Origin of the sequence: Paraburkholderia terrae, assembly GCF_002902925.1 — a bacterium.
In the GTDB taxonomy this organism is placed as follows: Bacteria; Pseudomonadota; Gammaproteobacteria; order Burkholderiales; family Burkholderiaceae; genus Paraburkholderia; species Paraburkholderia terrae.
Window position 1 is genome coordinate 1,607,357 of record NZ_CP026111.1, and the last position, 14,321, is coordinate 1,621,677.

The 14,321-nt window shown below is 65.4% G+C and carries 14 protein-coding genes; 12 read left to right on the top strand and 2 right to left on the bottom strand.

What is annotated here, in order from left to right; all coding sequences use genetic code 11:
- Positions 1-3: 3 nt before the first annotated feature.
- The 10 genes from pgaB to C2L65_RS07260 all read left to right on the top strand — a co-directional run bounded on the left by pgaB (position 4) and on the right by C2L65_RS07260 (position 10,748).
- Positions 4-2,046, top strand: a complete 2,043-nt coding sequence (gene pgaB / locus C2L65_RS07215) for a poly-beta-1,6-N-acetyl-D-glucosamine N-deacetylase PgaB (protein ID WP_042311403.1) — start codon at positions 4-6, stop codon at positions 2,044-2,046.
- 67 nt (positions 2,047-2,113) lie between these two features.
- Positions 2,114-3,403: a poly-beta-1,6-N-acetyl-D-glucosamine synthase gene (pgaC, locus tag C2L65_RS07220; RefSeq protein ID WP_233446481.1), complete on the top strand. Its 1,290-nt coding sequence runs from the start codon at positions 2,114-2,116 to the stop codon at positions 3,401-3,403.
- Between the two features lie 67 nt (positions 3,404-3,470).
- The gene (locus C2L65_RS07225) at positions 3,471-3,923 is read left to right on the top strand and encodes a hypothetical protein (protein ID WP_042311406.1); all 453 of its coding nucleotides are present in this window, start codon (positions 3,471-3,473) and stop codon (positions 3,921-3,923) included.
- Between the two features lie 46 nt (positions 3,924-3,969).
- Entirely contained in the window at positions 3,970-5,799 is a 1,830-nt protein-coding gene (glmS, locus tag C2L65_RS07230) for a glutamine--fructose-6-phosphate transaminase (isomerizing) (RefSeq protein ID WP_042311408.1), read from the top strand.
- A gap of 9 nt (positions 5,800-5,808) precedes the next feature.
- Positions 5,809-7,041, top strand: a complete 1,233-nt coding sequence (locus C2L65_RS07235; protein WP_042311411.1) for a hypothetical protein — start codon at positions 5,809-5,811, stop codon at positions 7,039-7,041.
- Between the two features lie 138 nt (positions 7,042-7,179).
- Positions 7,180-7,551, top strand: a complete 372-nt coding sequence (locus C2L65_RS07240) for a GFA family protein (RefSeq protein WP_042311412.1) — start codon at positions 7,180-7,182, stop codon at positions 7,549-7,551.
- Between the two features lie 67 nt (positions 7,552-7,618).
- Positions 7,619-8,365 (top strand): response regulator, encoded by a 747-nt coding sequence (locus C2L65_RS07245; RefSeq protein ID WP_042311414.1) that lies wholly within the window; start codon positions 7,619-7,621, stop codon positions 8,363-8,365.
- On the top strand, positions 8,362-9,696 hold the full coding sequence (locus C2L65_RS07250; RefSeq protein WP_042311416.1) for an ATP-binding protein: 1,335 nt from the start codon (positions 8,362-8,364) through the stop codon (positions 9,694-9,696). The genes C2L65_RS07245 and C2L65_RS07250 overlap by 4 nt, the downstream gene beginning before the upstream one ends.
- A gap of 218 nt (positions 9,697-9,914) precedes the next feature.
- Positions 9,915-10,367, top strand: a complete 453-nt coding sequence (locus C2L65_RS07255) for an SET domain-containing protein (RefSeq protein ID WP_042311418.1) — start codon at positions 9,915-9,917, stop codon at positions 10,365-10,367.
- 129 nt (positions 10,368-10,496) lie between these two features.
- Positions 10,497-10,748 (top strand): hypothetical protein, encoded by a 252-nt coding sequence (locus tag C2L65_RS07260; protein ID WP_042311420.1) that lies wholly within the window; start codon positions 10,497-10,499, stop codon positions 10,746-10,748.
- A 119-nt stretch (positions 10,749-10,867) separates the two neighbouring features.
- On the opposite strand, the gene C2L65_RS07265 is transcribed toward C2L65_RS07260, so the two are convergent.
- Together C2L65_RS07265 and C2L65_RS07270 are read right to left on the bottom strand one after the other, a co-directional pair.
- The gene (locus tag C2L65_RS07265; protein ID WP_042311422.1) at positions 10,868-12,304 is read right to left on the bottom strand and encodes an ATP-binding protein; all 1,437 of its coding nucleotides are present in this window, start codon (positions 12,302-12,304) and stop codon (positions 10,868-10,870) included.
- Positions 12,301-12,960 carry a response regulator gene (locus C2L65_RS07270; RefSeq protein ID WP_042311537.1) on the bottom strand — a complete coding sequence of 220 codons (660 nt, stop codon included), beginning with the start codon at positions 12,958-12,960 and terminating at the stop codon, positions 12,301-12,303. The genes C2L65_RS07265 and C2L65_RS07270 overlap by 4 nt, the downstream gene beginning before the upstream one ends.
- 228 nt (positions 12,961-13,188) lie before the next feature.
- Between C2L65_RS07270 and C2L65_RS07275 the strand changes: the two genes are divergently transcribed.
- Entirely contained in the window at positions 13,189-13,728 is a 540-nt protein-coding gene (locus C2L65_RS07275) for a cytochrome b (protein ID WP_042311424.1), read from the top strand.
- 202 nt (positions 13,729-13,930) lie between these two features.
- Entirely contained in the window at positions 13,931-14,290 is a 360-nt protein-coding gene (locus tag C2L65_RS07280; RefSeq protein ID WP_042311426.1) for a hypothetical protein, read from the top strand.
- Positions 14,291-14,321: the final 31 nt, after the last annotated feature.

Here is a 14,321-nt window from a genome sequence, read left to right on the forward strand (position 1 = left end):
ATCATGGACAAGCTCAATCGCAGACGTTTTCTTGCATTCGCCGCAGGTCTCGCCGCCGTACCCGCTGCGCAGGCCCGTATCGCGCTCGACCGTTTGCCGCCGCCCGACGCGGACGACGGCCTGACGTTCCGCGTACTCGCCATTCACGACATCCGCGACGATCTGCGCGCCGACGTGTCGACGGTCGCCGATACCTGCGCGATCAGCACGGCCACGCTCAACACGATCTTCGCGTGGCTGAAGGCGAAGGACTTCCGCCCGGTGAGCGTCGATCAGATCGTCGCGTCGCGCAACGGCGGGCCGCGCCTGCCGCCGCGCGCCGTGCTGCTCACCTTCGACGACGCATACAAGAGCCAGTTCACGCGCGCGTTCCCGCTGCTGCAACAGTACGGCTACCCCGCGCTGATCGGCGTGGTCACGCGCTGGACCGACACGCCCGCAGGCGACCCCGTGCGCATCAGCCACAAGTCGGTGATGCCGCCGGGCTACTTCATGAGCTGGGACGATCTGCGCGAGATGGCGAACTCTGGCCTCGTCGAAGTGGCCTCCCACACGCACGACATGCACCACGGCGCGCTTGCCAATCCGCAAGGCAATGAACTGCCCGCCGCGAGCGCGCATCTGTACTACCCGCAGCTGGAGCGCTACGAGACGGACGAAGAGTACCAGGCGCGCGTACACGACGACCTGAAGCAGAGCGTCGACCTGATCGAGGCCCGCACGGGCGTGGCCGTCCGCTCCGCCGTGTGGCCGTACGGGATGTACAACGCGGCGCTCATCAAGGCGTCGCAGGCGCTCGGCATGTCCGTGCATTTCACGCTCGACGACGGTCCGAACACGCCCGACGTGCCGCTCACGGCGATTCGCCGCCTGCTCGTGTCGTACGACTGGGACGTGGGCACGCTGATCGCGCAGATGCGTTCGTCGCGCCTGTATCGCGGCGAACACAATCCCGTCGAACGCGTGGTCAACGTGTCGCTCGACGAGATGTACGACATCGATCCGAACAAGAGCGAAGAAAAGCTCGGCCGTCTGCTCGACCGTATCAAGGATCTGGAGCCGAAGTCGGTGTACCTGAAGGCGTACTGGGACCCTGACAACACGGGCGTCGCACGCGCGTTGTACTACCCGAACCGCCATATGCCGATGCGCGCCGACCTGTTCAACCGCGTCGCGTGGCAACTGATCACGCGTGCCGGCGTGCAGGTGTACGCACGCATGCCGCTGCTCGCGTTCGATCTGCCGACAGGCCATGCAGCGGCGGGACGTTTCGTCGAAGTCGCGGCCAACGGCCCCGCCGATACGCGGCAAGGCCGCACGCCGCGCCTGAGCCCGTTCGATCCCGTTGCGCGTCAAACCATCCAGGACATCTACGACGACCTCACGCGTTATTCGAGCTTCAACGGCGTCGTGTTCGGCGCGGACGCGACCTTGAACGCATACGAGGACACGAGCGCCGCCGCACTGGCCGTGTACCGCTCGTGGGGCCTGCCCGGCGACGTCGCGCAGATTCACGCATCCGACGACCTGATGCAGCGCTGGGCGAAGGGCAAGACCGCGTATCTGAACACCTTCACGAACCAGCTTGCCGAGCGCGTGCGCGCCTATCAGGGTGGCGGCAACGTGCTGACGGCGCGCACCGTGCCTGCCGAAGCCGTGTTCGATGCGAACGCCGAGCGCAACTTCTCGTTGAGCCTCGCGTCGTCGCTGGCGAACTACGACTTCGTCGCGCTGGCGGCGCAGCCGCGTGCCAGTGGCGAACGCGTCAGCGACGTCTGGCTCGACAGCCTGCGGCAAACGGTGATGCAGCAGCAGGGCGCGGTCGCGAAGACCGTGTTCGAGCTGCCGGCGATCAACCAGCAGACGCAGCAGCCCGTCGAGGCAGCTGTGCTGCGCGCGCAGATGAAGCGGCTCAACGCGGCGGGCGTCGTGCATCTGGGCTACGGGCCGGACGACTTCCTGAAGAACCGGCCGGACACGACGGTGCTGCGCGACGTGATGTCGGTGCAGAGCACGCTGAGATCGAATCAGGGGATGTTGGGTTGAGCCTCGCGCGACGTATGTCCATCAAAGCGATGCCAACCCGGACCAGGGGACCACAATGAAAAACGCAATGAACATCATCTCGAACTTCGTCTTCTACTATCCGCTGCTGATGGCGTATCTGTGGATGGTGGGGGGACTGCTGCACTATCTGCTGATCGAGCGCCGCGACGCCGGGCGCAAGACGGCGCCGCCGCTCGCCTCGTATCCGAAAGTGTCCGTCGTCGTGCCTTGCTACAACGAAGCGGACAACGTGCGCGAAGTGATCGCGTGCCTCGACCAACTGAACTATCCGAACTACAACATCATCGCGATCAACGACGGCAGCCGTGATGAAACGGGCACGATCCTGAACCAGCTCGTGAACGTCTATCCGAAGCTCGTCGTCGTACACCAGCATCAGAACGAGGGCAAGGCGATCGGCCTCACGACGGCCGCGATGCTGTCGGACGCCGAGTACCTGATGTGTATCGACGGCGACTCGCTGCTCGACAAGGAAGCGATCGGCTGGATGCTGCGCCACTTTCTCGACGATGCATCCGTCGGCGCGGTGACGGGCAATCCGCGAATCCGCACGCGCTCGTCGCTGCTCGGGCGCATGCAGGTGGGCGAGTTTTCGTCGATCGTCGGACTCATCAAGCGCACGCAGCATATGTATGGACGTTTGCTGACGGTGTCGGGCGTGGTGTCGATGTTCAGGAAGCGCGCGCTGCAGGAAGTGGGCTACTGGAGCTCCGACATGCTGACGGAAGACATCGACATCAGCTGGAAGCTGCAGGTGCAGGGCTGGGGCGTGGACTTCGAATCGCGCGCGCTCAGCTGGATCCTGATGCCGGAGACCTTCCGCGGTCTCTACAAGCAGCGTCTGCGCTGGGCGAAGGGCGGCATACAGGTGCTCTTCAAGTACGCAGGCGCCGTGCTGTCCCGCCGCAACATGATGATGTGGCCGATCTTCGTCGAGTACGCGACCAGCATCGTGTGGGCGTATTGCATGCTGTTCACGCTCGTGATGATGGCGGCCACCGCGCTCTTCACGCTGCCTGAAAGCTGGCGCTTCGCCTTCGTGCCGCGCGGCACGGGTGTGCTGCTGTTCGCGACCTGCTGCGCGCAGATTCTGATCGGCTGCCTGATCGACCGCCGCTACGACAAGAACCTGCTGCGCTATTTCGTCGACACCGTCTGGTATCCCGCTGCGTTCTGGGCAATCAGCATGATCGCGTCGGTGATCGCGCTGCCGGGCGTGGTTAGCCAGCGTCGCAGAAAGCGCGCGCGCTGGGTCAGCCCGGATCGCGGTATCCGTTCGAGCGGCGCGGTAACGGCCGACGCCTCGGCGGCATTGCTCTCGCAGCGAACGGAATGAAGCATTGAAGCACGTGGGATGAAGCAATCGAATTGACAACGCAAGTCAACCGTCTCAGGGGAAAAACATGGAATTTCCGATCATCGATGTTTCGAAGCAGTCCGTCTCGCAGTTCGCCACCGAAAGCAGCAGGGCCAAAGCCATGCGCACCGTCGCGTGGTACCGCGTGGTGCGGCCGACGCTGGTGCTCGGCACGTGGGTGCTGGCCGCGCTGTATATCCGCTGGTGTCTCGCGAATGCGAGTGAAGAAGAGCTGTCGCTCGACGCGTTCATGCCCGGCATCATGGGCATCGGCATCGTCGCGCTGGCGATGATTTTGTGGACCTTCGGCCGTCAGATGGACGCGATGAGCACGAACCGCGTGCGCCGCATGCCGCAGACGAGCGAGGTACAGGCGTCGCAGACCACGCATGAAATTCCTGAAGGCGATGCGGGCCGCTGCCTCGTTGCGTATCACGACGCCGACGGCATGATCTCGCACGTCATGAGCGTGCGCGAGTTCGAACGCGAAGCGGCATAAGCGAGCGCGTTCTCACAGTACAAACACACGCACCACGGAGACCAACATGTGCGGAATCGTAGGAGCAGTCGCCCAGCGCGACGTCGTCGGCGTGCTGACGGAAGGCCTGCGCCGGCTCGAATATCGCGGCTATGACTCGTGCGGCGTCGCCGTCCTGCAACACGGCGCGCCGCGCCGCGTGCGCAGCGTCGAGCGCGTCGCGAATCTCGCAGACCAGGTTCAGGAAGCAAGGCTGGCGGGCACGATCGGCGTCGCGCACACGCGCTGGGCGACGCACGGCGCGCCCGTCACCGACAACGCGCACCCGATCTTTTCTCGCGACGAGATCGCGCTCGTACACAACGGCATCATCGAGAATCACGAGCCGCTGCGCGACGAGCTGACAGCGCTCGGCTATGTGTTCGAATCGGATACCGACACGGAAGTGATCGCGCATCTGATCCATCACACACGCGAGCAGGACCCGTCGCGCGATCTGCTGACGGCTGTGCAGCGCGCGTTGCAGCGTTTGCGCGGCGCCTATGCGATCGCCGTGTTCGCGAAGAACGAACCCGACCGCGTGATCGGCGCGCGCGCCGGTTCGCCGCTGGTGATCGGCGTGGGCGAGCGCGGCAACTATCTGGCCTCGGACGCGATGGCGCTGTCGGGCACAGTCGAACATTTCATCTTCCTCGAAGAAGGCGATATCGCCGTGCTGTCGTGCGACGGCGTGCATATCGTCGATCGCGACGGCGCGACTGTGCGCCGCGAAGTGCAGGCGCAGCACACGAGCCACTACGCGGCCGAACTTGGTCCGTACCGTCACTACATGCAAAAGGAAATCTTCGAGCAGCCGGACGTCGTCGCTGACGCGACGGAGCGCGTGCGTTCGATCACACCCGCCTTGTTCGGCGCAAACGCTCAGCGCGCATTCAACGAGATCGACTCGCTGCTGCTGCTCGCGTGCGGCACGAGCTATTACTCCGCGCTGACGGCGAAGTACTGGCTCGAATCGATCGCGAGAATTCCGACGCAGGTGGAGATCGCGAGCGAGTACCGCTATCGCGAGAGCGTGGTGAATCCGTGCGCGATGGTCGTCGTCGTGTCGCAATCGGGCGAGACGGCCGATACGCTCGCCGCGCTGAAGCACGCACAGGAGCTCGGCCATCACCATACGCTCGCGATCTGCAACGTGCCGCATAGCTCGATGATGCGGCTCACGGAATTGCAGTACCTCACGGGCGCGGGGCCGGAAATCGGCGTCGCGTCGACGAAGGCTTTCACGACGCAACTGGTCGCGCTGTTTCTGCTCGCGCTCACGCTCGGCAAGGAACGCGGCCACGTAAGCGCCGACGACGAAGCGCACGCGCTGCGGCAACTGCATCATCTGCCTGCCGCGCTCAACAGCGTACTCGCGCTGGAGCCGCAACTCGTCGCATGGGCGGAAGCGCTTGCGCGCAAGGATCATGCTCTCTTTCTCGGACGCGGCGTGCATTACCCCATCGCGCTCGAAGGCGCGCTCAAGCTGAAGGAAATCTCGTACGTGCATGCGGAGGCGTATCCGGCGGGCGAGCTGAAGCATGGGCCGCTGGCGATCGTCACCAGCGAGATGCCCGTCATCACGATCGCGCCGAACGACGCGCTGCTCGAAAAGCTCAAGTCGAACATCCAGGAAGTGCGCGCACGCGGTGGCCAGCTGTACGTGCTCGCCGATGCGGGCACGAAGATCGAAAGCCGCGACGGCGTGCGCGTGATCCAGTTGCCTGAGCATTACGGGCCGTTGTCGCCGATCCTCCATGTGGTGCCGCTGCAATTGCTCGCGTATCACACGGCGTGCGCGCGCGGCACCGACGTCGACAAGCCGCGCAATCTCGCGAAATCGGTCACGGTGGAGTGAAGGGTGCTCATGCGGACTACGATTGCAGTGCTCGTCGTGGCGGCCACGGTGGCCGCAAGCTGCGTCGTTCCGTCCGCGCTAGCGGGCGGAACGAAGGCCACCAAAGCCGCTAAAGCCGCGAGCGTGGTGACGGGCGACCTGCGCGCCTATATGCACGGCATCGGCGCGATTACGGATGCGCAGGGCGTGACCACCGTGTTCTTCAGCAGTTCGGGCCTGCCGCCGCGCGGCGCGGGGCGCGACCGCAACTGGACGCACGATGTCTACATCGCGCGCTGGACGCCGCAGCAGCCGAAGCTCGACCGTCCGCGCGTGTTCATCAGCCGGCCGGAGGCGCAGGAGCCCGTGTCCGTCGCGCAGAACGATGCGGGCCGCGTGATGGTGTCGTTCGAGGACGGCTGGAATACGCCGAATGAAGTCAGTCAGCGCTATGGCGTCTATACGTCCGATCTGAAGGACGTGAAACCGTATCCGAACGATGTGCTGTCGGGTGGCCATTCCGGGCATGTCGCCGCCGTCGGCTCGCGCTTCGTCGTGTTCTATTCGAACGACTGGGTGAATGGCGGCGGCGTCGATAATCTCGGCACGGGCAACGGCGTGTACGTGAAGACCTACGATGCCGACGGCGCGCTGCTGCAGGCTATCGACGTCGCGCCGCGCGTGCGCGAATGGTGGCCGATGCTTGCCGCCTCGCCGACGCGCGCGCTGCTCGTGTGGCAGCAGTACGTGAGCGGCGAGACGTATGCGCGGCTGAAGGTCGCGACGCTGGATCCGTCGACGGGCGCGCTCAGCGAACCGCGCGTGATCGCGGACCGGCTGCTGTACTACACGTATGCGGCGGCGTACGTGCCGTCCATCGATCGCTTCGTCGTGGTTGCGACGACTGACAAAGGCAAAGGCTTCGCGCAACTGATCGACACGAGTGGGCAGACCACTGCGACGCTCGGTTGCATGCCGGCGTCGGTGCGCGAGGCGGGCATCACGGTGATCGGCGAGCGGGCGTTCACGCCGGCGCAGGATGGACGGCTGCTGCATCTGAAGTTCACGCCGGCGTCGATCGAACTGGCGGGCACGCAGCCTTCGCCGATTGCTTGGACCTACACGGGCAGCGTCGGACTGGTGCGCTCGCCGACCCAGCTGCATTGGGTCGCGACGAGCCCCAAAGGGCTGCAGGAGGCGGACTTCGATCTGAAGGCGGCGAATGTGAAGGCGCCCGATGCGAAGGATCTGTGCAAGGGATAACAATTTCCCCGTGCGTGCGGTGACGCTTCGGGCCGCACGCACCCCACTTTTTGTATCGCTGTACCGGCCAGATACATTGGGACACATAGCCGGGAATGGGCCAGGGTATAAAACCGTCATCGCATCGAGGAGCACGCCATGACTACCCACACCCACCACGGCTCATGCCATTGCGGCGCCGTCAAATTCACCGTCGAAACGCCCGTCACGCCCGCCGTCCGCTGCAACTGCAGCCTGTGCCGGCGCAAGGGCGCGCTGATGTCGCCGTTCTTTCCGGCGAGCGCGCTCAATATCGTGTCCGGTCAGGACAGCCTGACGCTTTACCAGTTCAACACACAGGTCGCGAAGCACTATTTCTGCAAGCAGTGCGGCATCTACCCGTTTCATCAGACCCGCAAGGACCCGAACCTGTGGCGCGTGAACCTCGGCTGTCTGGACGACGTCGATCCGTATGCGCTGGAGGCGTCGGTGGCGGACGGCAAGAGCCTGTCCGTGGTGGAAGACGCCTGAAGGCCGCCTGAAGGCCCGATAAAGGACGCGTAAGATAAGCGAACTCTGGCAGGCGAAGGAGCCTTGTGTGGACAAAACGGATCACGTTCTGATCGTCGACGACGACCGCGATATTCGCGAGCTGGTTGGCACGTACCTCACCAGGAATGGCGTGCGCGTGACGCTCGCGTCGGGTGGCCGGCAAATGCGCGCGGCGCTCGCCGACGAGCGGCCCGACCTGATCGTGCTCGATCTGATGCTGCCCGGCGAAAGCGGCCTCGACCTGTGCCGCGAACTGCGCGCGGGTGAATTTCAGACCATCCCGATCCTGATGCTGACGGCGCTGAGCGAGGAGACCGACCGCGTGGTCGGCCTCGAAATGGGCGCTGACGACTATCTGGCGAAACCCTTCGCGGTGCGCGAGTTGCTGGCCCGCATCCGCGCGATCCTGCGGCGCGCCCGCATGATGCCGCACGGCGGCAGCGACGAGCCGGCGAACGCCGCGCACTTCCTGCGCTTCGGCGACTGGCGGCTCGATACGATCGGCCGCAATCTGATCGACAGCGACGGCACGATGGTCGCGTTGAGCGGCGCGGAATACCGGCTGTTGCGCGTGTTCGTCGACAATCCGCAGCGCGTGCTGACGCGCGACCAGCTGCTCACGCTCACGCAAGGGCGGCAGACGGAACCGTTCGACCGCTCGATCGATCTGCTCGTGAGCCGCGTGCGTCAGCGTCTGGGCGACGACGCGCGCGAGCCGCGCTACATCAAGACGCTGCGCAACGAAGGCTATGTGTTCTCGTCGCTCGTGACGGCCGAGGACAACGGCGGATGAACGCGGCAATCGCTCGTCTGCGCGGCCTGTGGCCGCCGCGCTCGTTGTTCATGCGGCTGTCGCTGATCTTCGTGGCCGGGCTGCTGGCCGCGCAGACGCTGTCGTTCTGGCTCACGATGACCGAGCGCAACGAGGCGACCATGCACGTGATGGTCGGCTACATCGGCCAGGAGGTGACCAGCTCCGTCGCGCTGCTGGACCGCCTGACGCCTGCCGAGCGCGAGGAATGGCTGCCGAAGCTCGCGCGGCGCAGCTATCGTTTCGTGCTGGGTCCGGGCACGAGCGGCGGTGTGCCGCCGGACGCGAAGCTGTCGCAGGAAATCGGCGCGTCGATCGCAAAGGACATCGGCCCGCAGTACAAGGTGACGGCCAACGCCATTCCCGGCGAGAGCGAACATCTCGAAGTCCACCTGACGCTGAGCGACGGCACGCCGCTCACCATCGACATGCATCCGATGCACGGCATCCCCCTGTCGCCGTGGCTGCCGCTCGTGCTGATCGCGCAGCTGGCGTTGCTCGCGGGCTGCGCGTGGCTCGCCGTGCGCCTCGCCACGCGTCCGCTCGAGCGTCTCGCGCGCGCCGCCGACACGCTCGGCCCCGATCTCGCGCCCGCCACGCTGCCCGAGGACGGCCCCGAAGAAGTGGCGCGCGCGTCGAAAGCGTTCAACGCGATGCAGACGCGCATCGGCATTTATATGCGCGAGCGGCTGCAAATCCTCGCTGCGATTTCGCACGACCTGCAGACGCCCATCACGCGCATGCGGATACGCGCCGATCTGCTCGACGACGAAGCCGAGCGCGCGCGCCTGCAAAAAGATCTGAAGGAAATGGAATTGCTCGTGCGCGAAGGCGTCGCCTATGCGCGCACGCTGCACGGCGCCGACGAAAAACCGCGCCGCATCGACCCCGATGCGCTGATCGAAAGCATGGTCAGCGACTATACGGATGCGGGCGACCCCGTCTCGCTGACGGGGCACGTCGGCCAGCCGGTGACGACGCGACCGCAGGCGCTGCGCCGCATTCTCGGCAACCTGATCGACAACGCGCTGAAGTACTCGGGGCACGAAGCGGTGACGGTGGAAGTGAGCGTCGATGCGGCGCGCGGGCGGCAACTATCCGTCGCTGTGCTCGATCGAGGTCCCGGCATTCCGCAGGAACTGCTCGATGCCGTATTCCAGCCGTTCTATCGCGTCGAAAGCTCGCGCAACCGCGAGACGGGCGGCACGGGGCTTGGGCTCGCCATCGCGAAGCAACTGGCGCAGTCGATGAGCGCGACGCTGACCTTGCGCAACCGCGAAGGCGGCGGGCTGGAAGCGCGCCTCACGCTGTGACGGGTGCCGCCGCGCCGTGCTTCGTCGCGGCGCGCACGTAGTCATGAGCGTCGCAGTCGTGAAGCGCACGCAGGCGCGTTTCTGATCGTTCGAGCATGGGCGCTGAAGCGCATCGTCGAGATTTCGTGTACGCAAGAGGACGAACATACGCACATCAATAACAGCGCATTTTTTTCGCGCTCTATACTGAAGGGATCATTCTTCTTCGAAAGCGGGCCATGCGTCGTTTATCAGTCAGGCGGTCGCCGATTCACGGCAAAGGTGTGTTCGCGCTATGCACGCTCGCGGCGGGCGAACGCATCATCGAATATAAGGGCGAAGTGACATCATGGCGGCGCGCCGCGCGGCGTATCGAACGCACGGGCGACTATGGGCACACGTTCGTGTTCGGCCTGTCGGATGGGCGCGTGATCGACGGTAGCGTCGGCGGCAATAGCGCGCGCTGGCTGAACCACGCGTGCCGGGCCAATTGCGAGGCAGTCGAGATCGACGGACGCGTGTTCATCGAGGCCGCCGTCGATATCCAGCAGGGCGAAGAACTGTTCATCTCGTACGGACTGGCCGTCGACGACCCGCAAGACGAGGAAACGCGCAGCCAGTATGTGTGCCGGTGCGGATCGCCTGCGTGCCGGGGCACGATGCTCGCGACGGGGGAAGACGCGCTGGCGTGAGCGTGACCTGGCGGGGTTCTGGAAGCTGGAGTGCTGGACCGACGGTTCGGGAAGGGCTGCCGTCGGGCTGTGGATCGGGCTGTGAGTCGGGCTGTGATACAGTCCCCGCAGCGTTCCAGAGAGGCGTCCATGACAAACCGACCACGGAAGACCTTGCATTCCCCGGCACCGACCTTGCCGATGTTGCTGATGCAACTGGAGGCGTCGCTGCCTTCGCTGATGACCCAGCCGGCGTCATTGTCGAGCGCGCTCGTGCGCGTCTGCCGATGCCTCGACCGCGCCGGCGCGCCCATGCGCCAGCGCAAGCCGCACACGGCACGGCCCGCCCGCGTGAAAGCGGCGAGCGTCGATACGCCGATGTCGCTGCCGCTCTTTCCCTGATGCTGATGCGTGCCTGAACCTCGCCTGCAACGCGGCGAGTGTTTTGCGTCACTTCTCTTTTCTTTTCCCTACCGACGTTCGAGCAGAACGAGACGCGCAGGCGCGCGTCGCGGCTCCGCTCAGGACGTTCCCGCTGCCTCGCGCGCGCGCCCACCCGGCACGCGCGGAAACGCGATCTGCACGGCAAGCCCGCGCCGTCCGATGCCCGAGCCGATATGAATCTGCGCGTTGAAATGCGCGGCGATGCGCGCGACGATCGACAGCCCGAGCCCGCTACCGTTGCCGCTCGCGGATGCCGACGCGCCGCGAAAGAAGCGGTCGGTTAGACGCAGGCGCTCTTCGTCGGGGACGCCGGGGCCGTTGTCGGAGACCGTCAGCGATACCGTCTGCGCGTCGGCCAGCACGGTGATGTGTACGCGGCCGCCGGGTTCGCCGTACTTGATGGCGTTGTCGAGCAGATTGTCGATCAGCGTGCGGGCCAGCGCGCGGTCCGCATAGACCTCGGCGTCGCGCTCGCCGGAAAGCATCACGGCCATCGATTTATCTTCTGCATGCGGCGCGCGGAACGCGATCGCCTCGCCGGCCACCTCATGCAGCCGGACGGGCGCCGTCGTCACCGTGTCGCGCTCGTCGAGACGCGCGAGCAGCAACAGCTGCTCGGCAAGATGCGCGCTGCGGTCGACGCCCTGAACCACGCGGCGCATCGCCTGCTGCTGTTGCGCGCTGTCGTGCGCGGCGAGCGCCACCTGCGCCTGGACCTTGATCGCGGCCAGCGGCGTCTTCAGTTCGTGTGCGGCGTCGGCCGTGAACGCGCGCTCGCGCAGGATGGATTGCTGCAGTCGCGCGAGCAACTGGTTGATCGCATCGACGAGCGGCCGGACTTCCGCGGGTGACGGATTGACGTGAATCGGCTCGAGATTGCGGCTGTCGCGCATGCGCACGGCCTTCGAGATCGTCGACAGCGGCCTGAAGCTATGGCCCACGCTGAACCAGACGAGCAGCGCGAGCACGGGCAGCGCAAACGCCATCGGCCGCGCGATGCGGCTCGCCACGCCCGTCGTCAGGTCGCTGCGCACGTTGGCCGGTTCGAACACGCGCACCATGCGGCCCGTTGCGCTGTCTTGCAACGCGTAGGCGAGCCACGGCTGGCCGTCCACGGTCATCGTGTGTACGCTTTGCGCGGCTTCGCCCGGTTCGGCGGCGCGATGCAGCGCGGCAAGGCCGGGGCTCGCGACGATCACGCGGCCCGCCGCATCGCGCACCTCGAAGAGCGCATAGCGGGGCCGCGCGTCGGTGTCGTCGTCGAGGGCGGGCGACGCGCGCGAGTACTCGTTGCGCACGTCGATACCTCCCGTTGCGAGCCGCGCCAGGTTCGGGTCGTCGAGCCGCGCCAGCAGATGCGCGAGCTGGATCAGGCGCGCTCTGTCCCATTCGTCGACCTCACGCGTCGCGTTGTTGAAGCTCCACGCGAACATGACCGCCCACACCGCGCCGACGCTGACGAGAATCAGCCACATCAGGCGGCGGCGGATCGATGTCGAGCGCGGGTGCGTCATGTCTTGTCCACGACATAGCCGAAGCCGCGCACCGTGCGGATTACATCGCCGCCGAGCTTCTTGCGCAGGTTCGACACGTGTACTTCGATCGCATTGCTTTCGACTTCCTCCTGCCAGCCATACAGGCTTTCCTCAATCTTGGCGCGCGGCTGCGGTACGCCCGAGTGCGTGAGCAGGTGGATCAGCACGGCCCATTCCCGCGCGGTGAGCGGCACGCGCACGCCGTTTCTCGATACCGTCTGCGCGACGGGGTCGACGCTCAGGTCGCGCCACGCAATCATCTCGCTGCCGCGGCCCTGCGAGCGGCGGATCAGCGCGCGGCAGCGCGAGACGAGTTCCGGAAGATCGAACGGCTTGCCGAGGTAGTCGTCGGCGCCGGCGTCGAGGCCGCGCACCTTGTCGGCGGCGGTGTCCTTCGCGGTGAGCACGAGCACGGGGATGTCGTTGCCGCGTGCGCGCAGCGATTTCAGCAGTTCCATGCCGGAAAGTTTCGGCAAGCCGAGATCGAGAATCACGAGCAGATAGGGCGTGGTTGCGAGCGCGAGCTGCGCATGCTGACCGTCGCGCGCCCAGTCGACGGTGAAGCTCGCATTGCGCAGCGCGACTTCGAGGCCGCTGCCGATCAGGTCGTCGTCTTCCACGAGAAGTATGCGCATGGTGTCGTTGTCCGGCGGGTGCCCGGTCCCGGGCATGTCGTATTGCCTGCGAGTCTAGCGCGGATGCTACATGTATACGTGCGCTTGCCATCGTTTGAGGGTGTTAAGCATTTCTTCAGGTTCGCGCCGTTAGCATCGCCGCCTGACGCGTGCCTCGCGCTTGCGCCCGCGCTCGCGTCAGCGCCATGTTCACTCCGGCCCGTCGCACGACTTCATAAGAGACCGACAATGAACCTCAATGCTTTTGCCCAACGCCCCGCCTATGACGGCGTTGCACGCCTGTTGCACTGGCTGGTCGCGCTGCTCGTCGCCGCGCAGTTCGTGATCGGCTGGACGATGCCCGACGTGCATCGCGATACCTTGCCCAACGGCTTGATCGCGTGGCATCTCGGCGTGGGCGCGGCGATCGTCGCGGCGGTGGCGTGCCGCATTGCGTGGCGCGCGACGCATGTGCCGCAGCCCGCGGAAGTGTCGCGTACACTCAGCGTGATTTCATCCGCGACGCATGCGCTGCTGTACGCGCTGCTGGTCGCCGTGCCGCTTGCGGGATGGGCGAACGCGTCGTCGCGTGGCTGGACGGTGAAGCTGTTCGGGACGGTTCGCTATCCTGATCTGACGGCGTCCGGCTCGCCGACGGGCCACGCACTCGGCGACGTGCATAGCTGGCTTGCATGGGTGCTGCTTGCGCTGATCGTGCTGCATGTAGGCGGCGCGTTGTTTCACCGCATCGTGCTGAAAGACAACGTGTTGCAGCGGATGCTGCCGTAAGCCGCAAGCAATGTGATGCAAGCCGCCTGAAACACGCGTCGAATCCAAGTGCTTAATATTCCCTTCAGACTCCGCTCGCTACCATCGGTGCGTCGTGTCCAGCATGGCTGGGCACGCTCGAATCTGTCGCACCGTCACGCAGGCTTCACATCAGCGAAGTAGCAGCAGCGGGCCGGTGCGCGCCACGTAGGGCTGGCTCGCCATGAAGCAAACCACTGTTCAGATGATCCGCGCGCACCTCGTCACGGCGTCTGTTGCCGCGACGGCCATCGACGTCTGTGTCGTGAGCCTGCTTTTCTTCTGCAAGTTTCCACAGACGCTGTTCGAGACGGCAACGTTCCGCGTGCTGACATTCGGCCTGTTGCTGGCTGCCGTTCTGATTACACGTCACGCGGCGCACAGGGCGTTTCGCGCGGCTGTGAAAAGACGTCATGCGCATTTCATCGGACCACGGCGCGATGCCGTTTGCGTTTCCGCAATCTGTCCCGCGCGCGGACTCGTCATCCTTCATCTGCATTTCACCGGCATGCCTTACGTTCCCGTTCAAGCGACGGGATGGTGATGCCGGTTGTGTCTTCGTGGCTGCGCGCGTC

Bases quoted from the DNA above. Each gene is read 5' to 3' on its own strand.
- pgaB (WP_042311403.1), top strand. From the start codon at position 4: ATGGACAAGCTCAATCGCAGACGTTTTCTTGCATTCGCCGCAGGTCTC.
- pgaC (WP_233446481.1), top strand. From the start codon at position 2,114: ATGAACATCATCTCGAACTTCGTCTTCTACTATCCGCTGCTGATGGCG.
- C2L65_RS07225 (WP_042311406.1), top strand. From the start codon at position 3,471: ATGGAATTTCCGATCATCGATGTTTCGAAGCAGTCCGTCTCGCAGTTC.
- glmS (WP_042311408.1), top strand. From the start codon at position 3,970: ATGTGCGGAATCGTAGGAGCAGTCGCCCAGCGCGACGTCGTCGGCGTG.
- C2L65_RS07235 (WP_042311411.1), top strand. From the start codon at position 5,809: ATGCGGACTACGATTGCAGTGCTCGTCGTGGCGGCCACGGTGGCCGCA.
- C2L65_RS07240 (WP_042311412.1), top strand. From the start codon at position 7,180: ATGACTACCCACACCCACCACGGCTCATGCCATTGCGGCGCCGTCAAA.
- C2L65_RS07250 (WP_042311416.1), top strand. From the start codon at position 8,362: ATGAACGCGGCAATCGCTCGTCTGCGCGGCCTGTGGCCGCCGCGCTCG.
- C2L65_RS07255 (WP_042311418.1), top strand. From the start codon at position 9,915: ATGCGTCGTTTATCAGTCAGGCGGTCGCCGATTCACGGCAAAGGTGTG.
- C2L65_RS07260 (WP_042311420.1), top strand. From the start codon at position 10,497: ATGACAAACCGACCACGGAAGACCTTGCATTCCCCGGCACCGACCTTG.
- C2L65_RS07265 (WP_042311422.1), bottom strand. From the start codon at position 12,304: ATGACGCACCCGCGCTCGACATCGATCCGCCGCCGCCTGATGTGGCTG.
- C2L65_RS07270 (WP_042311537.1), bottom strand. From the start codon at position 12,960: ATGCGCATACTTCTCGTGGAAGACGACGACCTGATCGGCAGCGGCCTC.
- C2L65_RS07275 (WP_042311424.1), top strand. From the start codon at position 13,189: ATGAACCTCAATGCTTTTGCCCAACGCCCCGCCTATGACGGCGTTGCA.
- C2L65_RS07280 (WP_042311426.1), top strand. From the start codon at position 13,931: ATGAAGCAAACCACTGTTCAGATGATCCGCGCGCACCTCGTCACGGCG.